Consider the following 21,405-nt stretch of genomic DNA (forward strand, 5'->3'; position numbering starts at 1 on the left):
ACAGCACAAAGCGCTGTAATTGCTCATGACTCCTCTCGGTTCTGTTGTTCAAGGTTCCCTGTCTAAAGGATTAGAAGTGCGCTTGCATCCCGATGTATCCGTTGAAGAAATGCGAGTGGGCAAGTTTTTGGTGATTCAGGGGAGGCGATCGCGGTTTTTCTGTCTCTTGACTGATGTAACATTGGGAACTGCAAGTCCGCGCATCTTAGCCAATCCCCCCGATCCGAATAACTTCTTTTTGCAAGAAGTATTAGCGGGCAGTAGTACCTACGGAACCCTAGAAGTTACTCCCATGCTGATGATTACCCCAGAAGAACAGACCATTGCTCCATCGCGTTCTGATTCTCAATCCAATTTAGCCTCATTTTCTGCCCAAACTTCTGTTGATTTTACGCTCAAACCGGTTAAAACCATTCCCAGTCACTTTAGCCAAGTGTATGAAGCGCAAGAACTGGACTTCCGCACAGTGTTTGGTTGGGAAGATGACCCCCAGCGTCATAATTTTTCGATTGGTCAACCGGTAGATATGGAGGTTCCAATTTGCATTGACTTAGACCGATTTGTAGAGAGAAGTAACGGTATTTTTGGTAAATCGGGAACCGGGAAATCCTTTTTGGCTCGTTTATTACTGTCTGGCATTATTAAACAGCGAGTTGGAGTTAACTTAATCTTTGATATGCATTCTGAATATGGTTGGGAAGCCGTTTGTGAAGGCAAAACGGTTAATACGGCGAAAGGCTTAAGACAACTGTTTCCGTCCCAAGTTCAGGTGTATACCCTCGATCCAGAATCAGCCAAACGCAGAGGCATTCGAGATGCCCAAGAATTATATTTAAGTTTTGAGCAAATTGAAGTTGAAGATCTGGCTTTAGTGCAACAGGAATTAAACCTATCTGAAGCGAGTTTAGATAGTGCCCTCTTGCTCAAAACTCAATTGGGACGCAATTGGATCTTACAGCTTTTGAACATGAGTAATGAACAGATCCAAGACTTTTGTCTCGATAATAATGGGAGCAAATCCTCCGTTACGGCGCTACAACGAAAACTCAATCGCCTCACCCAACTCAAATATTTAAGGGGAGCCACTCGCCACAATCCGTTTGGGCAAATTCTAGATACATTAGCTGCGGGTAAACATGTGGTGATTGAATTTGGTTCCCAAGCTAATTTACTCTCCTATATGTTAGCAACGAATATGATCACCCGCCGAATTCATCAATCCTATGTGAAGAAAGCTGAACATTTTTTACAGACCAAGAAATCGAGCGATCGCCCCCTGCCCCTCGTGATCACCATCGAAGAAGCTCACCGGTTCCTCGATCCGAGCATCAGTAGCCAAACCATTTTTGGCACGATCGCCAGAGAAATGCGCAAATACTTCGTTACCCTCCTCGTTGTCGATCAACGTCCCTCTGGGATCGATAAAGAAGTGATGTCGCAAATGGGAACCCGTGTAACCGCCTTATTGAATGATGATAAAGATATTGAAGCCATTTTTACCGGTGTTTCTGGAGCCGGAAACCTGCGATCGGTTCTCTCGAAACTCGATTCTAAGCAGCAGGCTCTAATTCTAGGTCATGCTGTTCCCATGCCGGTAGTCGTCCAAACTCGTCCCTATGATCAAAAATTTTATACTGAAGTTGGTGAAACCGCTTGGGAAGATATCCCCGATGAAGATATTTTTGGGGCAGAAGAAGCAGCAATGAGCGATTTAGGGTTTTAGTCCCTACACCAAAATTTGCACTTTTATAGCACAATAACAATGGGATCAACGGGAGCATAACCCATCAATGGGGCTTGAGATAGTAAATCAAGAATGTCGAGGTCACAACACAATTGGATAGAGGGTTATACCATCTTCCTTCAGGAGTATCTACAAGAGGGGCGATTATCTCCTGAAATTGGAGACTGGATACAGGAGGCGATCGCCGCCCAAATTCCCCTATCCACCCTATTTCAGTGGCATCATCACAGTTTATCCCGGTTTCTGCAACAGGATCTCAACCCCGAACATTGGCCGCCGTTACTCGAAAAAGCCGCAACATTTCAAAGCCACAATTTAAGTCTTTACAACCTCAAGAAAAGTATAAACCATCGAGTTGTTGGGCAAGAAAGTGCCAATATTTCCAGTAAAGAACAAGAACTTAAGGTCAGAGAGCGTATAGAGTTTGAGCATTTAATCAGTAGCATGTGTACCCAGTTTATGTGGTTAGACTTCCGGGAACTCGATCAGGAGATAGAAACCGCTATTGGTCGTTTAGCTCAACATTATCAGTGCGATCGTGCCTATCTGTTTCAATTGGGGTGCGATCGCCAGATGGCCCAACTGCGCTATCAGTGGTATGCTCCTGACATTAGTCCCTTACCCCCGCTCTGGCATCAAATTCCCGTAGAATTTACCCCTTGGTGGATGAAACACCTGAACGAACACCAAGTCATCCCCATCCATTCTTTACAGGATTTTCCGCCAGAAGCCAAAACCGAACACGCGATCGCCTCCGCGATCCAAGCTCAATCTTTACTCCTACTTCCCCTCATCGATAGCGATCGGTTAATCGGATATCTAGGATTTTCCACTATTCGACAGCAGAAAATCTGGGAAGAAGATTCCATTAAACACCTCAAATGGGCCAGTGAGTTACTAACTTGTACCTTAAAGCGAAAACAGGTAGAACTCACCTTAGAACATCTCCATGAAAAGATGGAATTATCGATTGAACAGCGCACCCAAGAACTGCAAGACATTAACTCTCAACTTCAAGCGGAAATTCGAGAACGCCATCAGATTGAAAATGCCCTACGCCAAAGTGAAATGCGATTTCGTCATATCTTTGAAGACTCTCCCCTAGGAATTGCCATTCTCAATACTGAGTATGGCTTAGAACGAGTCAATCTATCCTTGTGCCGGATGTTAGGCTACTCTGCCTTAGAGTTCCAATCTGTAAACTTAGTCGATTTACTCCATCCTGACGATCGAGACTTAACTCAGACTCTCCTCAACCGGTTGATGAAGGGGGAAATTCCTTCTTTTCAGGTCAAGCAACGTTGTATTCATCAGAGTCAAGAATTTTTGTGGGTCAAAGTCATTGCTTCAGTCATTTCCACCTCTGATTCCTTGGTAAAATCTTCGCAAGTCAGTCCTACCTATGGAATTCTCATCGTTGAAAATATCACTGAGCGAAAACAGGCCGATGAAACCCTAAAGTTAATTCAATTTACCCTTAATCGGGTGATGGATTCTGTCTTACTTATTGATGCTCAAGGTCAACTCATTTATGTCAACGATCGCGCCTGTCAAACCTTGGACTATTCCCGCGATCAATTATTACGAATGAACATTGGGGAAATCGATCTCTCTTGCCGCACATCCCCTTGGATAGGGTTCTGGAATCAGGTAAAATACTCTGGATTTATGCGTGTTGATTCCGTCTATCAGAGCCAATTTGGTGTCGAGATTCCTGTGGAAATTAATTTCAATTTCTTTCAGTATCAAGGATTAGAGTATAGCTGTGCGATCGCCCGAGATTTGCGCGATCGCCAAAAAGCAGAAGCGGCTCTAGAGAAAAGTCAACACCTGCTGGCTGCATCCCAGAAGGCGGCTGGGTTAGGGAGTTGGGAGTTTGATCTGCTCACCCAAGAAATTTTTTGGTCGGATGAAGTGTTCCGCATTTTTGGCCAAGATCCCACTATGGAGAGACCTCCAACCTATTCTCAACATATTCGACAATATCACCCTCACGATCGGGGCCAATTTCAACAGGTCATTCAACAGGCAATTTCGGAGGGAATAGAATACGATTTCGAGTTACGCATTCTTCGGTCTTCGGGTGACGTTCGTACGGTTTGGACTCAAGGACAACCCATTTTTAACGATCGCGGAGAGGTGATTAAACTCTTTGGACTCATTCAAGATATTACGGCTCGGAAACAGGTGGAATTAGCCCTGAAAGATAACGAAATGCGCTACCGTACCCTAGTCTCTCACATTCCAGGAATTATTTATCGCTGTTTACCCAATCAAGATTGGACAGTAGAATTTATCAATGATGCCATTGAAGATATCATCAGTTATAGCGCGGATGACATGATGTCTCGGATCGTGCCAGGGTTAGCCATCTTGCTTCATCCTGAAGATTTACCTTGGGTAAGAGAGCAGGTTAAGTTAGCTCTAACTCAACATGCTCCCTTTGAGCTAGAGTATCGGATGATAGCCCGTGATGGTACGATTCATTGGGTTTATGAGAAGGGTAAAGGAGTATGGAATGAGCAAGAGGAGCTAGTTTATCTCGATGGTGCCATCTTTGATGTGAGCGATCGCAAACAAGCCGAAGCACAACTCAAAGCGTCCTTAGCGGAAAAAGAAGTTTTGCTCCGGGAAATCCACCACCGAGTCAAAAATAATCTTAACATCATCTATAGTTTACTCGACATGCAATCTCGGCAAGTCAGCGATCCAGGCTTGAATGATTTGTTACTCGATAGCCAGAAACGCCTCAAAACCATGGCTTTAATTCATGAGAAGCTCTATTGCTCCAAGAGTATCTCTCGCATTGATTTTGCTGAATACATCCATAGTTTGGTTCTCAGTATTTCCGCCTCCTATCGGATGCAATCTCATCAGATTAACTTAGAAATTGAAGCCGATCCCGTACAACTAACTATAGAAACCGCCATTCCGACCGGTTTAATCATCAATGAATTAGTCACCAATGCCTTAAAACACGCCTTTCCAGGCGATCGAGAGGGAACTGTGTGGATTAAATTCCGTGAAATTGACCATGGACAACTGGATTTAAAGATCATTGATAATGGGATAGGACTATCGTCTGAGGTGAGTGGGCAACAATCCCCTTCCCTTGGAATGCGTTTAGTGTCTATTCTAGCCGATCAGTTAGATGCCGATCTTGAAGTGCAGAATAATAATGGAACAGGTTTTCACTTAAGATTTGAACAATGTTCTTAATCAGGGTATTGAAAGATGAATAATTTTGCCAAGATTTTGATTGTTGAAGATGAGTTGATAGCTGCTCACAACTTAGCAGATAATCTTCAAGAATTAGGGTATGAAGTATCTGGAGTAGTTAAGACTGGAGAAGCGGCGATCGATCAGGTGATTAAAAATCCTCCAAGCTTAATTTTGATGGATATTAAGCTCCAAGGAAATATGAGTGGCATTGATGCGGCCCGTGCCCTACAAGATTATGATATACCAATTATTTATTTAACCGCTTTTAGTGATGCTAAAACATTGGAAGATGCTACGGAAACTTTAAGCTATGGATACCTGAATAAACCGGCTAAGTTAGAGGATATAAAATCGGCGATCGCTCTCTCTATCGCTAAACACCAAAAAGATCGAAATCTTAAAACCCTTTGGCATGAAGAGAAAAAACTCAATGAGTTAAAATCTCATTTTGTATCCATGGTTTCCCATGATTTACGTGCTCCTTTAACTCATATCTTGGTTTCCCTTGAAATTCTTAGGCAATATGGGGATGATTTGAACTTATCTCAAAAAAATAAGCAGTTCGATCGGATGCAAATTGCCATTAAAAATATGACGTTGCAACTTGAAGAAATGCTCACGATTGATCAAGTTGAGTCTGGTAAGTTATCCTTAAATCCTGCATCTATTGATCTCGTTCAGTTGTGCAAAGAAAGATTGGATTATTTTGAGATTATGGCCGATCAAAAATGCTCCTTAATATTTGAGTGCGATCGAGAATCTTTGTCTCTTTATCTTGATGAAGATATTCTTGGGCATATTCTTAATAATTTACTGTCCAATGCGATTAAATATTCACCAGAAGGGGGGACAGTATGCATAACCTTAACGCCTCAACCCCATGCAATGCTGTTAGAAGTGAGCGATCAGGGTATTGGTATTCCGACGGAAGATCTGGAGAATCTTTACAGTCCTTTTGAACGGGCCAGTAATGTAGGCAAAATTAAGGGGACTGGTATTGGCTTGTATATTGTTAAACAAGCTGTAGAATGTCACCAGGGCACGATTGAGGTTTCTAGTCAAGTGGGAGTGGGGACAACCTTTCGGATTTGGTTACCTTCTCTAATGAATCATTTTCATTTCAGCGACAGCCAACACGGTTAATAATGAATCATTATCATGCCCCTGGAGTTTGTTACGCTAAAGGAGTTGATTTAATCAACAAGTTACGATATACTACAAATGAAGTTGACTAAAGCTTGAGAGCTTTTCTAGTGGGGTTTCAGGAACTTAATGGGCAAACATTCGTCGTCTCAACCCATGGCCAAAGGTTCGGCAATCTCCATGATGAACCGAACTGACATATCGGGAGAAAATATTCAATCCTAGATCTTAGAGAAAGAAAAGGAGAGGAGATGACTTTCTTAAAACAAAGTTAAGTAAAAAAACTCAGTCTAATTGGGTGAAGAAAATTCACCTGAAAGGAGGAGGTCTAACACCAGAGGTTTAACTTACTCTTAGAAATGAAGCAAGTTAGACAACAACCGGGAATTCACCCCATCCTTAAAAGATAAGTTACACGTTAGGGAATCTCCCAACAGAACCAGGGGCCAGAAGGTCGCTGAACTGATTGCTCCAGTCCAAGTTGTCAAGTTTTGGCGACGGATCGGGAACCCTAGGAATAGATATCCCCAATACAGATGTCCGGGAAACGTCTACGAAATTGAGTAGACGGTTTTTAAGCTCTCAAGTTTTCAGTATTAACCCCGAGCATCACAACGACCTAATCCTAATGCCTAATACCATGACCAAGACGCAAACCAAAACCCAAACTAAGCTCCCCACCTATAAGGCAGATATGGTAAGGACATACCTGCATGAAATCGGTCGTATTCCTCTGTTAAGCCATGAGCAAGAGATTGTATTGGGTAAACAGGTTCAACAGATGATGCGGTTGATGAATGTTAAAGAGCAGCAAGAAGACCAACTCGATCGCCCCATCAGTGATCAGGAATGGGCCGATTTGGTACAGCTCGATCCTCAAGAGTTGGATCGGATGGTCAAGCAAGGTCAACGAGCCAAACAAAAAATGATTGAAGCGAACTTGCGTCTGGTGGTGGCGATCGCCAAAAAATACCAGAAACGGAATATGGAGTTTCTGGATTTAATCCAAGAAGGAACCCTGGGACTCGAACGGGGAGTGGAAAAATTTGACCCCATGAGGGGCTATAAATTCTCTACTTACGCCTATTGGTGGATTCGTCAAGCCATTACGCGGGCGATCGCCCAACAAGGGCGAACGATTCGCCTACCGATCCACATCACAGAGAAACTCAACAAAATCAAAAAAATTCAACGAGAACTCTCCCAACAGTTCGGTCGCAGTGCGACTCCGACGGAAATCGGCCAAGCCTTAGACCTGAAACCGGCTCAAATCCGTGAATACCTCACCCTCTCGCGTCAACCGGTCTCCCTAGATTTACGGGTGGGAGATAACCAAGATACGGAACTCCAAGAACTCTTGGAAGACGATGGTATTTCTCCGGAACACTATGCTACTCAAGAACTCCTGCGCCAAGACTTGCATCATCTGATCGCTGACCTCACACCTCAACAACAAGAGGTGTTGAACTTACGGTTTGGACTCACGGATGGTCATGAGTTATCTCTCTCTCAAGTCGGTCAGCGCATGAGTTTAAGTCGCGAGCGAGTCCGCCAACTGGAACGACAAGCCTTAACCTACTTACGTCGCCATCGGGGTCTGGTTCGTGAGTATTTAGCCAGCTAAGGGTTGGTTGTGTTGTCTCCAATATCGAAGAAGCACCTGGCTTGAACGCCAAGAGATCCCACAGGTGCTTCTAACAGAATAAAAAACGCTGATTTATAAAATCATTTTTTCTGAGGAGGAAACTAGGGTGCTTGAATTTTTATCATCTCAGATGCAACGCTTAACCTCAACATTGGTACACTCTTCATCGGTGCTAACGCCTCTGATGGTTACCCTCATGGTCTCCTTGGGAAATGGCGCTCCTGCCTTGGCTCAAAATAGGTCTAGCTCTCCTGAAAGCTCCCAGGCTGAAGCGATCGCTCAGTTTCCAGATGGGGTCTATTTTTATGGAGAATCTCCTCAACTGGATCAATTGGGTCAAGCCTATATGGTATTTGAAACTCATCAGCAGAAGCTTTTGGGCGCTTTTTATCTTCCCCATTCTTCCTTTGATTGTTTCTATGGACAGGTTGTCCAAAATCAACTCTCTTTGACGGTGATTGATAGTTACGAGCGCACTGCTCATGCTTATGCAATGGCTTTGGAACCGGTAGCGATCGCTTCTAGTCCAGGCTCTACAAACCTCCAGTTTGAGCCTGAAGGCTTTCATCGAATTCCACAATTGAGGGATGCCGAGCGGGGGTATCTAGAAACTTGTCGCCAAGATTTAGGAAATAATTAACCATAGACTTCTTGCAGAAGGTGAGGGAATAGGGAATAGGGATATAGGATTACTCTATTGCTATTTATAGCGTTTCTCTCTTCTATGAAGTACAGCTTGAAGCCTTGAGGTACAGCTTGAAGCCTTAGAACCTAAGCTATACAAGCTATTGCAAAGCAAGCCTATTGCCTAGCGCGAAGCGCTATTTCTACTCACTTATGCAAGAGATCTAATTAACCCTTATTCCTGGGTGTCTGAAGTCTCAGGTGCTTCAGGTGCTTCAGGTGCTTCAGGTACGGTCGTTGTCGGCTCTGGTGCAGGAACTGGAGTCGGTAAAGGTGTTAAACCGGGAATCCCTAAATCCAGATTCGGAGGTTCTGCTGGGGTAACTTCCGAGGGGTTCACCCCTGTGGGAAGTGTTGCCAATGCCACGCGATCGCCACCCACAGATCGCATTAAATCTAAAATTTGGACAACATCTTCATAAAGAGCTGTTTTTGAGGCATACAGCACCATTAATCCCTGTGCATTTTGAATCTGATAGGCGAGTAAGCGCTGTCGTAATTGATCCCTGGGAACTAATTCCTGTTCAATATAGGTTTGGCCCACCGTATCCACACTAACAATTAACATATCCTGCATTTGGGTGGTTCCGGTCTTGGCACTCGGTAAATCCACGGTAATCGCTTGCTGGCGGGTCAACCCCACAGCCGCTAAGATAAAAAAGGTCAAAATGCAGAAAATAACGTCAATGAGGGGAATAACTTCGATCCGCGCCTCTTCTGTTGGATTATCCCAGTTGATTTTCATGGTTGAGTATTATAAAGTCTTGAATCCTCTGGCTGCCATATACCACAACCCTATTCCCTATTCCCTACTTTCGTCCAGGTGTTCGGCAACGGTGTTATAGAGATCAAGAATATGGCGATCGTCTAGATAATAATAGACTTTTCGTCCCCGTTTTTGGTAACGGACAAGCCGGTGAGCGCGGAGGGTTCGCAGTTGATGGGAAACAGCAGATTCCGTTAACTCTAGAGTCGTGGCTAAATCGCACACGCACAATTCTTCCGTAGCTAATAAGGATAGGATTCTTAAGCGATTGGGATCTCCGAGAATACTAAAGAATTCTGCCATTCTTTGAGCTTTCCGAGGATGCAGAAGATGAGACTCTAGATCTTGGCGGTGTTCTGTGTCTAATTCCTGGTGGGGCGAGCAGTGAGGGGAGTCCCCGGTTTCTAGGGTGGAGATGGATTGGGGGAGGTAAGGTTGTGACATAGAAGGAGTAACGAGTAATGAGTGAGTATATTGTTCTTTTGCTACTTATTCAAATTTAACAATATCTGAACAATCTTTCAATTATGTTGTGCTAACATATGAATGTCTGTTCAGATAAGAAGCAAAGGAGATAATCTGATGGTAACTGTGACCCAAATGAAATGTGCTTGTGAGTCTTGCCTGTGTGTTGTTGATGTAGAAACTGGGGTACAGAACAATGGCCAGGTTTATTGCAGTGAGGCTTGCGCCAATGGCCATCCTGATGGTTCAGGCTGCGGACATCACGGATGTGGATGTGATAAATAAGTTATATTGAACCGAAAAAAATATCTGGGGCGATCGCACTTTCTTCATGAAGGAGGCGATCGCCCTTTTCATTAAGGAGCATCGGAACCATCCGCTTTCACGGAATCTTTGCGTAGCGTTCGGGGAGTTTTTTCTAGATAATCGCTTTCCTCATCGGACCAATGTTGACGATACAATAGCTCTAGCTCACTTCCAGCGCGACGAAAGAGTTTGACTTGCATAAAAATCAAGCCTTGAAATAAGCGATAAAAGGCAACAGCAGTAATCGCAATGACCAGACCCACGGCAGTACTAATTAAAGCTTCCCCAATCCCCAAGGTTACCCCACGGGTAGAAGACGTAGCCAAATCGCCAATACTAATAGAGCCTAACGAATTAATTAATCCCAACACCGTTCCCAAAAGTCCCAACATAGGAGAGAGGGAAATAACTGCCTCTAGGATTTTATCTCCTCGGCGCATGGCAGCCAATTCATCATCGGCTGCTGCTTCCAAGGCTAACCGAAAGACCTCCGGATCGGGATTTCTCAGCCGTAAAGGAGCATAAAGAAATCGACCCACAGGTTGATCGCTGGCGCGTCGGGCAATTTCCGGTGCAGTTCTCCAGTCTTCCCGTGCAGCTTCGAGAATTTGCACAATCAATTCTTTTTCCTTGGTTAAAACCGTCCACCAAAACCATAACCGTTCAATAATCGTACTGAGGGCAAGCACGGATAAGAACAGTAATGGGCCAATGGTTAACCCCCCCTTCTCTAAAATTTCTGCGATCGTCATAGTTATCTGGTTCTCTGTGCCTAAACGCTGGGTAATGGATCGGTGTTCTTCGATTGTCTTACATTTTAGGATGTTCGGAGTTTATTATCAGGTTTTCCTTTGCCGTCGAGCTAGGTGGGGAAATCCTTACCCGCATTTTAGATAAGAGTTTGCCACAATAGAAGTAATGAGAGAAAGAGATTCTATGAGCAACCCAATTCAATCCCTGTACACTTGGTATCGGAATATGATTCGTAATCCCCAGTATCGCTGGTGGATTATTCTGGGAACGTTAGTTTATATTTTTAGCCCCCTAGATATTTCCCCGGATGTGTTTCCGATCGCCGGTCAAATTGATGATGTGGCAGTCATGGTCATTTTGCTTTCGGAGGTCTCCCAACTGATTTTAGACCGGGTGAAAGCGCAACAGCCATCAACCCCCACCTCCCCCAGTGGTGAAACGACTTCCAAAAACACAGTTGATGTGGATGCCGTTTCCCTAGATTAGGCAGGGAGTCGGGAGATGGGGGGACGCGGAGACGCTCCAGACACGGGGACACGGAGAAATTGCCTATTCCCTATTCCCTACTCCCCATTCCCTATTAATTGGGATTAGAAATCGGTAACACCTCCAAACCCGGTACTGGAGTAACAGACTCTGGTACATCAACTACAGGGGGGGCGGGTTCTGGGGTGTAGACAGGAGGAGCCAGACGCGCTTCCCAAGATCTAATTTGGGATTGAGCGCTGGAATAGAGACTATGGCTAGGGGGAATTTTGACGGCAATAGCGATCGCTCCTGGCAGATCGTAACTGGATCGCGCTTGCGCTAAACTCAGCAGTTCTTGCCCCCAACGATTGATTTCCTGTTCAGCGCTCGAACGTAAAGGATGTTCCCAAGGGATTTGTTCAGCTCGATTGATCGCTGCAACTAAATCTTCTGGCGAACCTTTAGCCGCTATTTGTTGAGCCGTTTGTAGATTATCCTGTCCCCTCATTTCCCATCGCCAATCCTCAATTAAACCATTGGCTTCATCAGAAAGAGCGCGACCGGGAGAAATTTTGCTGGCTGTGGCGATCGCCCCGCTTAGATCGCCCAAATTGGCATAATTTCGCGCTTGATCCAGATACGGTCTATCTTCCAGACGCTCTAACTGATTCGCCCACAGACGAATTTTCTCCTGAGCTTGGGGATACAACGCCCGTCCAGAGCCAATCCGTCGGGCCTCATTAATGGCAGATTGTAAAGAGAGGGCATCCCCCGCAAAGGCCAAACTTTGGGCATTATTTAAATAGGGCCGATCTTCAATCCGCTCCACTTGGTCTTGCCAACGGTCAACTTTCTCTTGGGCTTGAGTATAGAGAGTGCGACCCGGACTAATCATACTCGCTTCCTGAATAGCCGATCGCAAATCCTCCAGAGTTCCGCCTATGGCCAAAGATTCAGCCCGATTCAAATAGGGCCGATCTTCAATCGTTTGGATTTCAGTATTCCAGGTATTGAGCAAAGTTGAAGCTTCCTGATAGCGGGGATTATTGCTAGAGATTAAGGACACTTCTGCCACAGCTTTGGCCAAATCATCCACCCCACCACCACGAGCCATATTACGAGCTTTTTCCAATCTAGCCACATCTTCAATTTCCCGTTCCCATCGAGAAATTAGATATTGAGCTTTGCCATAGAGAGGTCGTTTAATATCAATCTGTTTCGCTTGAGTAATCCCTTTTTCTAATCCTGAAACGGTATTACTCCAGGTCGATTGATGAGCCTTAGCCAAAACCGTAAAATCTTCGACCTGTTTCTCCATTTGGGCAGCAGCCGGAATTCTTTGTACAATAGCGATCGCGCCTTGGGCATCTTGCTCCTCTAACTGCTCTTCAGCCACCTCCATCATCTGGCGACCCGTTTTACGGATCAGATTTTGAGCCTCTCCATACAAATAACTCGACTTCTCAACCTTTTCCATTAACTCAATCGCCTTGAGCAAATCCTCCACCGTTCCGAACTCTGCCAAATCTTCTGCCTCGGCCAACGTTTTACCATCTTGACGAGACATTTGAATCAATTGCGTCAATTCTTGATAGCGGTTTTCTGACCAATAAACATTATCGATCTTGAGCAATTGTGTCGCTTGGCGGAAGGCCTGAGTCCATTGCCGTTTGCGGATTAAATTTTCTGTTTCTGCATAAATCTCTTCCGCCTTATCCCACATGCCTCGCCAGCGTTGCAGCCGATTATTCACCAAATCGGCTGCTGTAGTATCACTGGGAATATTTTGCGCTGTAGCGATCGCCTCTTGCAACTTACCTTGTTCAAACAGCATATCCCCCAAAACCAGCATATTTTCTGCCCAATCCTCAATCGATTGATTAATCCGAGGTCGTAAGGGATGATTCATAGGCAACGCATTGACAATTTCAATCGCCTCTAAATACCCTTCTCCTGTCTGCTCTTGAGCCGCTAATTCTGCACAATGCAACCGTAGAGAAGCGGAAGCCGTTGCCCATTGAACCTGGTCACAATTGGGTAACTTCGGCAGTTTTACCAAAGTCAACATACTTAAAAAACCTAAACCTCCTGGCACAAGAACAATCAGGGCAATCCAAAATAACCAGGATTGAGGGCCGATATTCTGAACCTTGAAATTGGGGTCGGGGGTATGGGATGGAGAATTCATAGGGCCAGTTTGGGAAACTTGCTATATTATGGGGGCAATGCAGGCGATCGCCAATCGACAAAGCAAAAATAGCGCTTTGAGCTAGGCAAAAGGCAAAAGGTAAAAGATTATCGGTGCTAGGTTTGAGACTTGAAGAAAAGTCCTAAGAACCTTGGCGGTTCCGATAATTGGTCTTCTTATCCTACCGTTGTCGTTCAGAAACGCCAACCGATCGAGCCTGAATAAAACTTCGGGTTGGCTTCTCTAAGAACCGGTATTACTTTGTAACTCTTCAATCAATTCTGCCAACTGATCGGAATTAATGTGATAGACGTCCTGACAAAATTCACAAGTGGCTTCTGCACCCTCATCTTTTTCGATCATATCTTGTAGTTCTTCCTGTCCTAGTAATTTCAACGCTCCTAAGACCCGATTCACCGAACAGGGACAATAAAACTGCACCATCTGAGTTTCTGGAAAAATGTGCAGATCGAAATCCCCCAACAAATCCTGAAAAATTTCTGGCAGCGTTTTATGGGCCCGGAGCAGAGGAGTAAACCCAGATAACTGAGATACACGGGATTCTAAAGCACTGATCAGCTCTGCATCTTCGGCTGCTTTCGGCAACACTTGCAGCAAAAGTCCCCCAGCCGCTTGTACGCCATCGGCATCTACAAAGACCCCCAGGATCAGAGCCGAAGGGGTTTGTTCAGAAGTGGCCAGATAATGGGTTAAATCCTCACCAATTTCTCCAGAGACCAATTCTACGGTGGTGGAATAGGGATAACCATAGCCCACATCTCGCACCACATATAAATAGCCTTCCCTACCGACTGCTCCTCCAACATCCAGTTTTCCTTTCTCATTGGGGGGTAGCTCGACGCTGGGATGGTGGACATAACCGCGCACCGTACCATCTAAACCCGCATCGACTAAAATCGAACCTAAAGGGCCATTGCCATTCACCTTAATCGTTACTCTCGATCCCGGTCGTTTCATGCTCGAAGCAAATAACAATCCTCCCGCCATGGTGCGTCCGAGTGCTGCTGTAGCCACATAGGACAGGTTATGTCGTTGACGAGCCTCATCCGTGAGGCGGGTAGTAATTACGCCCACTGCTCGAATACCACCCTCGGCTGCCGTTGCCCGAATTAACTGGTCTACCATAAAACCCCTTACATTTCTTTACACTTTCCTTATTCTAAACAGGGAAGTGAACTTTACATCAGCGACAAATCTCTCTGGCATACTGGAGAAGGGAACTCTTGCAATTTAGATTGATAGGTATGTTTGGGACATTTCAATCGAGTCAGTTACGGATAGAAGTTGAGGCTTCTGAAGCGAAGATTCGCCAGAGTCTGTTGTATCCCGATCGCCTGCGTCAGTGGTTATGGCCACAAACGTTATCGGAGGGGTTACCAGAACAATTGAGTGCTGGAGTTACATTTACCAGTCGGATGGGGCCGGTGGCGATTTCCCATCAAGTTGACTTGGCTGGCGATCGCCACTTACGCTTACTCCTAAGTCATGGCATTGACGGCTTCCATGAATGGATGTGGGGCGACGGATGGATACAGTCCCGACTTGAAGGAGTGACTTTACTACCGCTCAATTTAGGTCAAACCCTCAGTTTACTCAGACTCAAACAATTTTTAACCCAACCTGATGAATCCTGATGTCTGCCAAGGATGTTTATCACAATACTGGATTGTTTCATCTAATTTGATGCATTAGATTTCGTTTGTAGTGATCGCTCAAGCCCTCTGCAGCTAGGTTTTTAAGCACTCTTCGTGCTTACTACAAACAAAGCCCTATTTTAGGTGAAACAATCCAGTAGATTGGTTTAAACGAAGCGAAACCCCTGTTTTCCCTATTCCCTATTCCCTATTCCCTATTCCCTATTCCCTAACTATGCTACCTGTTGCCGAAGCCGAACGTTTAATTCTAAATCAGATTCATCCCCTCAACCCCGAAACTGAGTCTCAAATGGTCACCCTGGATAAAGCTAGGGGGCGCGTACTATCTCGTCCAGTCACCAGTAGTCTCGATTTTCCCCATTGGGACAACTCAGCCATGGATGGCTACGCTGTTCGCTATCTGGATGTGCGCGACTGTTCCCCAGAAAATCCGGCAGTTCTGGAAGTTGTAGGAGAAGTTCCTGCCGGAATTGTTCCCAATTTTACTCTACAGCGAGGACAAGCCGCCCGCATTTTTACGGGAGCTATGATTCCCAATGGTGCAGATACCATCGTCATGCAGGAAAATACTCAGCTACAGAACCAAAAAGTGTCGGTTTTGAGGGCTACTAAATCCGGAGAATTTATCCGCAAACAAGGGAGCTTTTATCAAGCAGGTAATATCTTGCTGCAATCGGGAATGCTCGTCAATATGCCCGAAGTTGCCATTTTAGCGGCTGCCCAATGTAACCAAGTTAGCGTTTATCGTCGTCTAAGAGTTGCAATTTTTGCGACAGGAAATGAATTGGTTCCTTGCGATCGCCCCTTAGCACCCGGTCAAATTGTAGACTCCAATCAGTATGCTCTTGCTGCCGGGATTGCCCAAATGGGAGGCATTCCCCATTGTTTTGGTATTATTCCTGATGACCCAGAAGCCACTCAAAAAGCTATTTCTGGAGCCTTATCTATGGTGGATGCGATCATTTCTTCTGGGGGTGTTTCTGTCGGAGAATATGATTATATTGACCGGATTTTAAAGGATTTAGGGGCAACACTCCATGTGACAAAAGTAAAGATAAAACCCGGTAAACCCTTAACCTTTGCCACATTTACTGAAAGCTCAATTCCCAGTTGTTTATATTATTTTGGTTTACCGGGAAATCCAGTTTCGGCATTAGTTTGCTTTTGGAGATTTGTACAACCGGCTCTGAAAAAGCTATCCGGTTATAGCAGTGGATGGCAACCGAAGTTTGTCCTAGCCCAAAATCGCTGTTTATTGCGTGGAGGCCCCAGAGAAACCTATGTTTGGGGTAATTTAGCCTATACTCCCCAAGGCTGTGAGTTCGATCTAGTGCCCGGTTTACAAATTTCCGCTAATTTAATTAATTTAGCTGGAACCACCGGGTTTGCCGTAATTCCCGCAGGAAAAGATCGGATTCATCCAGGAGAATGGGTGCAAGTTCTAACGATTTAGGACTCAAAATTGGAGTGGTCTTCGGCTTCGTTTTCTGGCCAATAGTCGCTATCTAGAGTTTCGGTTATAGAAAAGGGACACAGTCGATCTCCCGCTTCTCACTTTTGCCCATGTCTTCAAGTTCTTCTGCGAGATGCTCTAGATCGATGCGATCGAGTTGGCGATCGCGCAATAACTGTGACGTAGTTTCCAGCCACAGACAATAGTCGCGATCGTAGAGATTGGAGAAGAGAGAGCGATCGCTGACTGTTTTCATAACGCTTATGCTGTTGAATTTTCCGCCACTTTGACTTCGATGCGATCGATCAATACGTCAAAGTCTGTGATTCTTCCGAGGATTTAACTTAAATTATACAGAAATTGCCCAGATAGTGGTCAGTTGGATGCAGATACCCCAACCTTGGGTTTTGAGTGTAGACCGTACCAGTTGGGAATTAGGAAACCATTGCTACAACATCCTCATACCCTTTCCGCCTAAAATGACATCGTTTCCTTGGTTTCCATAGAGTTCATCATTACCTGCATTACTAGCAATAATATCTGCACCTTCTAGTCCCCAAACAATATCATTTTCCTGGGCTTCAACGATTATGTCATTGTGTTGTGTTCCGAAGCGAATCATCAGTCTAGTCTCCTGAACGGTAGATGTTTAGCCCTTGCAGTGTGGGGGTTAGAGGAGAAAAAGAGGTGAAATCAGAATCCATCTGATTTCAGTCCCTCTTGCATTTATGTCTTCGTGTCTCCATACTAACTTATCTATTTTAGCTAACAAAAACTGTTTTGAAAATTAAAAGAAATTGATATTTTTTTTGTGTTTTTTTGAGTGAATTACTAATAATATCAGATTGAAGCGCGAAAACTGACTCAGTTTGACTCATTTTTTGAAAGTGGATCGATCGCCACTTGCCTCTTACCTCTAAAATGTAAATTTATGTAACAATTTCGCTCAAAGCGCATAAAAATCGACCTTAAAAACTGAGAACCCTATAGAGGGGTCATGCACTTCTCTAGTTGTTGCAATCGCAAGATAGGGTTATGGCAGATACACTCACAGCCTCCAAAGCCGGACTAGACACTGTTTATAGAGCTATTCGCCAAAAAGGATGGACAAAAACTCAAACCTCTCTATGGTGGCATGATGCTCAAACATCGCAAGCAACCCTACGCAGGTTTTGGCGTAGGATTCCCATTGATCGACATGCATTTCAAAAGATTTGTCAGGTTGCGGGAGTAGGCTGGGAGAGCGTCACGGAAATTGAATCGTCTTCAAGCTCACCAGAAAAAAACAAGAATAAAGACCTCTTAAGGGATTTGAGCCTCATTGATTGCATGGTGATCCTATTGCTCCTGAGAACCTAACCCTGACGATCTGGTAATACAATAGAATATCTCGATCTGGTTTCTAGGAGGTTTTTCTCGTTTTGACAGATGCTTGTTCTCAAGATTCCGGCTCTGAAAACCACGTTTCCCCTCCCGAACAACCTCAGCGATCGCCAAAATTCGGCGATCGCTTCAAAGCCTTGTCCTCTAAAGTATCTCAGGCAATGGGCTTTGAATGGATGTACTTTAATCTCAACTATGCCGACTGTGTAGAACTCTATGCACCAGAGACTCTAGTTGCGGCTTATGTCAACGATCACTCGAGTTGGTTTACTCGGTGTGCCCTACCAATGAAAGCGATCTCTATCGGCGACAATGCCTATGATTTACTCATTGGTCGCTATGGAGCGCTTCAATTTGAAGTTGAAGTTAGAATAGGACTCGAACTGATTCCCTGTGATGAAACAGGAGTTTATCGCATCTGTAGCATTGAACTCCCCAATTATACGCCCCCAGGTTATCAAGTAAACTTTCACGGACAATTTTATCTGGCCGAAATTCCCTGTTGTCCCACCCCAGAATATTTCAAGGAACTGCAAAGCTATCTCATCCTTCCCTCACCTCTACCGGAAGTGATGACACGCTGGGAATGGAGTCTAGATCTAACAGTAGGCGTAAGATTTCCCCAATTTATCCATCGCTTACCCCAATCTTTGATCCAAACGACTAGCGATCGCCTCCTGCAACAAATTGTCCGCGAAGTTTCTCGCCGTTTGGCTAAAAAAGTACAACAAGACTTTCATAAAACCCTAGCCAATTAGGGAATAGGCCATAGGAAGTAGGGAGTAAAGAATAAGTGATTTACCGGTTTCTGAAGTGTCTGAAGTCTCTCCCAATCCCCTTATTCCCTTACTCCACCATTCTCCCACCCCTACCCCAACCCTACCATCCTCTGTCAGAATAGATTAGAACGCGACTATTGTTTGCTCTTCCGGCTATGGCCTACTGCTTAAACCCCAATTGCAACCACCCCGAAAATCCACAGAATGCAGAGGTTTGTCAAAACTGTGGAAAACCCTTAACAGAGCTGCTTAGGGGTCGATATCGAGTTCTCAAACCCCTGGGACGGGGGGGAATGGGTCGTACCTATCTCGCGGTTGATGAAGACAAACTTCGCAGCTTCTGCGTGATCAAACAATTTTCTCCCCAAATTCAAACGACAGGAGAACGACGGGACAAATCGGTGCAAAAGTCCACAGATTTGTTTTACCAAGAAGCCATGCGGTTGCATGAATTGGGAGAACATCCACAAATTCCCACCCTATTAGCCTATTTTGAACATCAGGAACAGTTGTATTTAGTTCAACAGCTTATTCGTGGCCCCACCTTATGGCAAGAGTTAAGGCATCAAGGGGCATTTAGTGAAAAGCAAATCTGGGATATTCTCGAACAATTATTACCGATATTGGAGTATATTCACGGTTATAAAGTGGTGCATCGGGATATTAAACCCACGAATATTATTCGCCGTAAACAAGACAAAACACTGGTGTTAATTGATTTTGGCATTGCCAAACAGTTAACGGCCACTGGAATGGCCAGAGTCGGGACAAAAATTGGCACAGAAGGGTATGCTCCTATGGAACAAATCCGCAGTGGTCGTGCCTATCCAGCCAGTGATTTGTATAGTTTAGGGGTGACTTGTATTCATTTGCTGACTGGGTTATCGCCTGATGAATTATTCGATCCCTTAACGGGGAATTGGCTATGGCGAGAAACACTCAAAGAACAAGAGATTGTCATTAGCGATCGCCTGGGACAAATTTTAGATAAACTACTCAAAGATATTGTCAGCGATCGCTATCAGTCAGCCCAAGCTGTGATTGCTGATATGAACCCTGTGCCGAGTCCCCCCAATGTGATTGTACCGGAAGGGTATTTAATCTCTCCTCCTGCGGTTCAAGATTGGCATTGTGTCCATACCCTCCATCACCATAGTGGTAAAATTCAGGATTTAGCTATCCATCCCCAAGGCAATCTTCTAGCCAGTTCCAGTGAAGATAAAACCCTCTGTTTGTGGCGGATGAGCGGGCAAAAATTAGAGAAGGTTTCTCTGCTGTCTACCTTAACGGGTCATGAGGCTTCTGTGGGAGCTGTTGCTATCCATCCTGAAGGGGAATTATTGGTCAGTGGGAGTCATGATAAGCAGATTTTGTTTTGGCGTTTACCAGAGTCTATTGATAAACAAATTGTTCACACCCAACCGATTTTGGTTTTAAACGATCATCGGGATTGGGTAAATACTCTGGTGTTTAGTCCCAGTGGCAGTTTATTAGCCAGTGGCTCAAACGATAAAACTGTACGAGTGCGACAGTTAGCCGTGACTCCAGATGGCGAATGGGAACAATTACCTCTGTTAACCTTAACCAGTCATACGGATGCCGTAAATGCCTTAGCATTTAGTGCGGATGGTCGCTGGTTAGCCAGTGGAGGAGAAGACCGAGTGGTGAAGGTTTGGAATGTGGAAACGGGAACGCTCCATTTAAATTTACCGCGCCATGCGCAACGGATTAATGCGTTGGCGTTTAGTCCCCGTAATCGGATTTTGGCCAGTGGTAGTGATGATGGTACGATTCGGATCTGGGATTCACTCAAGGGTCATCAAATTCGCACGTTAACTGAACATGGCGATTCTATTTTTGGCTTAGTGTTTAGTCCTAATGGTCAGGTATTGTTTAGTAGTAGTCGCGATCGCACCATCAAAATCTGGGACTTAGAGAACTGGAAATCCATCTCTACTTTAGATGATCACTCCTGGTGGGTGAGGGCGATCGCCTTAAGCCAAGATGGTTTAACCTTGGTTACCGGTAGTGGTGATGCCACCATTAAAATTTGGCGTTGGATGTGAGGATAATCCTTCATCCATTACTGCTAGAAAAGTTGGTATTGATCAGGATAGCCGCTTGAGTGCGATCGCGGACATTAAGCCGACTCAAAATATTGGCTACATGGTTTTTCACCGTGCGCTCAGAAATATACAAGGTTTTGGCAATTTCCCGATTACTATAACCCGCACCAATGAGCTTCAAAACCTCCTGCTCCCTTGGGGTTAACAGTTGTAACTCTGGTGGTGCAGAATTCACCTCTGGTTCCGGTTGACTGGTAAGCATTTTTTCTAATAATCCTGGCCCCAAATGGGTATAGCCTTTATGAACCGATCGAATGGCTTCGGCTAAATCTTCTGAAGGCGTATCCTTTAATAAATAGCCCTTCGCACCGTAACGCACGGCTTGGGTGATATATTCATCATCATCAAAGGTAGTTAAGACCAAAACTTTAATTTGGGGACACTGCTCTTGCAGCACTTTAGTAGCAGCAACCCCGTCCATAACCGGCATCCGCACATCCATTAAGACGACATCCGGTTGTAAAGATATGGCTCGTTCAATAGCAACTTTGCCATTTTCAGCAGCTCCAATTACATCTAGATCGGGTTTAGTTTGTAGGAGACTCGATAACCCTTCTCGGACTAAGCTTTGATCGTCTACTAATAATATTTTGATCATAAAAAA

At 44.8% G+C, this 21,405-nt stretch carries 20 protein-coding genes and 1 pseudogene; 13 read left to right on the forward strand and 8 right to left on the reverse strand.

The annotated features are described in order from the left end of the window. Positions 1 to 25 precede the first annotated feature (25 nt). From J7529_RS21415 to J7529_RS21435, 5 genes are all read left to right on the forward strand, one after another. Entirely contained in the window at positions 26 to 1,723 is a 1,698-nt protein-coding gene (locus J7529_RS21415; RefSeq protein WP_271937060.1) for a helicase HerA domain-containing protein, read from the forward strand. 93 nt (positions 1,724 to 1,816) lie between these two features. Then, positions 1,817 to 4,963 (forward strand): PAS domain-containing protein, encoded by a 3,147-nt coding sequence (locus J7529_RS21420; RefSeq protein ID WP_318730653.1) that lies wholly within the window; start codon positions 1,817 to 1,819, stop codon positions 4,961 to 4,963. A gap of 15 nt (positions 4,964 to 4,978) precedes the next feature. Next, the gene (locus J7529_RS21425) at positions 4,979 to 6,109 is read left to right on the forward strand and encodes an ATP-binding protein (RefSeq protein WP_318730654.1); all 1,131 of its coding nucleotides are present in this window, start codon (positions 4,979 to 4,981) and stop codon (positions 6,107 to 6,109) included. Positions 6,110 to 6,737: 628 nt separating this feature from the next. Next, positions 6,738 to 7,733, forward strand: a complete 996-nt coding sequence (locus tag J7529_RS21430) for an RNA polymerase sigma factor, RpoD/SigA family (protein WP_318730655.1) — start codon at positions 6,738 to 6,740, stop codon at positions 7,731 to 7,733. Positions 7,734 to 7,860: 127 nt separating this feature from the next. Further along, on the forward strand, positions 7,861 to 8,394 hold the full coding sequence (locus J7529_RS21435) for a hypothetical protein (RefSeq protein WP_271937064.1): 534 nt from the start codon (positions 7,861 to 7,863) through the stop codon (positions 8,392 to 8,394). A gap of 219 nt (positions 8,395 to 8,613) precedes the next feature. On the opposite strand, the gene J7529_RS21440 is transcribed toward J7529_RS21435, so the two are convergent. Together J7529_RS21440 and J7529_RS21445 are read right to left on the reverse strand one after the other, a co-directional pair. Continuing rightward, on the reverse strand, positions 8,614 to 9,183 hold the full coding sequence (locus tag J7529_RS21440) for a biopolymer transporter ExbD (protein WP_318730656.1): 570 nt from the start codon (positions 9,181 to 9,183) through the stop codon (positions 8,614 to 8,616). Between the two features lie 57 nt (positions 9,184 to 9,240). Next, positions 9,241 to 9,648 (reverse strand): metalloregulator ArsR/SmtB family transcription factor, encoded by a 408-nt coding sequence (locus tag J7529_RS21445; RefSeq protein ID WP_318730657.1) that lies wholly within the window; start codon positions 9,646 to 9,648, stop codon positions 9,241 to 9,243. A 138-nt stretch (positions 9,649 to 9,786) separates the two neighbouring features. On the opposite strand from J7529_RS21445, the gene J7529_RS21450 reads away from it, so the two are divergent. Continuing rightward, entirely contained in the window at positions 9,787 to 9,954 is a 168-nt protein-coding gene (locus J7529_RS21450) for a metallothionein (RefSeq protein ID WP_271937071.1), read from the forward strand. A gap of 71 nt (positions 9,955 to 10,025) precedes the next feature. On the opposite strand, the gene J7529_RS21455 is transcribed toward J7529_RS21450, so the two are convergent. Further along, a complete protein-coding gene (locus J7529_RS21455) occupies positions 10,026 to 10,727 on the reverse strand; it encodes a MotA/TolQ/ExbB proton channel family protein (protein ID WP_271937072.1) in 702 nt (233 codons plus the stop codon). A 184-nt stretch (positions 10,728 to 10,911) separates the two neighbouring features. Between J7529_RS21455 and J7529_RS21460 the strand changes: the two genes are divergently transcribed. Continuing rightward, on the forward strand, positions 10,912 to 11,214 hold the full coding sequence (locus tag J7529_RS21460; protein WP_271937074.1) for a YkvA family protein: 303 nt from the start codon (positions 10,912 to 10,914) through the stop codon (positions 11,212 to 11,214). 94 nt (positions 11,215 to 11,308) lie between these two features. Here J7529_RS21460 and J7529_RS21465 read toward each other — a convergent pair whose 3' ends face one another. After that, on the reverse strand, positions 11,309 to 13,384 hold the full coding sequence (locus tag J7529_RS21465) for a hypothetical protein (protein WP_318730658.1): 2,076 nt from the start codon (positions 13,382 to 13,384) through the stop codon (positions 11,309 to 11,311). 243 nt (positions 13,385 to 13,627) lie between these two features. Then, entirely contained in the window at positions 13,628 to 14,530 is a 903-nt protein-coding gene (gene hslO, locus J7529_RS21470) for an Hsp33 family molecular chaperone HslO (RefSeq protein ID WP_318730659.1), read from the reverse strand. A gap of 119 nt (positions 14,531 to 14,649) precedes the next feature. On the opposite strand from hslO, the gene J7529_RS21475 reads away from it, so the two are divergent. Then, positions 14,650 to 15,039, forward strand: coding sequence for a hypothetical protein (locus J7529_RS21475; protein WP_271937078.1), 390 nt, complete (start codon positions 14,650 to 14,652; stop codon positions 15,037 to 15,039). 235 nt (positions 15,040 to 15,274) lie between these two features. Then, positions 15,275 to 16,513 carry a gephyrin-like molybdotransferase Glp gene (gene glp / locus J7529_RS21480; RefSeq protein WP_318730660.1) on the forward strand — a complete coding sequence of 413 codons (1,239 nt, stop codon included), beginning with the start codon at positions 15,275 to 15,277 and terminating at the stop codon, positions 16,511 to 16,513. 64 nt (positions 16,514 to 16,577) lie between these two features. Here glp and J7529_RS21485 read toward each other — a convergent pair whose 3' ends face one another. Beyond that, a complete protein-coding gene (locus tag J7529_RS21485) occupies positions 16,578 to 16,769 on the reverse strand; it encodes a DUF29 family protein (protein ID WP_318730661.1) in 192 nt (63 codons plus the stop codon). Positions 16,770 to 16,839: 70 nt separating this feature from the next. Between J7529_RS21485 and J7529_RS21490 the strand changes: the two are divergent. Continuing rightward, a pseudogene (locus tag J7529_RS21490) lies at positions 16,840 to 16,974 on the forward strand (IS4 family transposase); the annotation flags it as partial. On the opposite strand, the gene J7529_RS21495 reads toward J7529_RS21490, so the two are convergent. Next, positions 16,962 to 17,135 (reverse strand): hypothetical protein, encoded by a 174-nt coding sequence (locus J7529_RS21495; RefSeq protein WP_318730662.1) that lies wholly within the window; start codon positions 17,133 to 17,135, stop codon positions 16,962 to 16,964. The pseudogene J7529_RS21490 and the gene J7529_RS21495 sit on opposite strands and share 13 nt — an antisense overlap. A 413-nt stretch (positions 17,136 to 17,548) precedes the next feature. On the opposite strand from J7529_RS21495, the gene J7529_RS21500 reads away from it, so the two are divergent. The 3 genes from J7529_RS21500 (at position 17,549) to J7529_RS21510 (ending at position 20,741) form a co-directional block, all read left to right on the forward strand. Further along, on the forward strand, positions 17,549 to 17,872 hold the full coding sequence (locus tag J7529_RS21500) for a hypothetical protein (protein WP_318730663.1): 324 nt from the start codon (positions 17,549 to 17,551) through the stop codon (positions 17,870 to 17,872). A gap of 62 nt (positions 17,873 to 17,934) precedes the next feature. Beyond that, positions 17,935 to 18,654 (forward strand): DUF1997 domain-containing protein, encoded by a 720-nt coding sequence (locus tag J7529_RS21505; RefSeq protein ID WP_318730664.1) that lies wholly within the window; start codon positions 17,935 to 17,937, stop codon positions 18,652 to 18,654. A gap of 176 nt (positions 18,655 to 18,830) precedes the next feature. After that, on the forward strand, positions 18,831 to 20,741 hold the full coding sequence (locus J7529_RS21510; protein WP_318730665.1) for a serine/threonine-protein kinase: 1,911 nt from the start codon (positions 18,831 to 18,833) through the stop codon (positions 20,739 to 20,741). Between the two features lie 10 nt (positions 20,742 to 20,751). Here J7529_RS21510 and J7529_RS21515 read toward each other — a convergent pair whose 3' ends face one another. After that, positions 20,752 to 21,399 (reverse strand): response regulator transcription factor, encoded by a 648-nt coding sequence (locus J7529_RS21515; RefSeq protein WP_318730666.1) that lies wholly within the window; start codon positions 21,397 to 21,399, stop codon positions 20,752 to 20,754. Positions 21,400 to 21,405: the final 6 nt, after the last annotated feature.

This window comes from Roseofilum sp. Guam, from assembly GCF_017746735.1.
In the GTDB taxonomy this organism is placed as follows: domain Bacteria; phylum Cyanobacteriota; class Cyanobacteriia; order Cyanobacteriales; family Desertifilaceae; genus Roseofilum; species Roseofilum reptotaenium.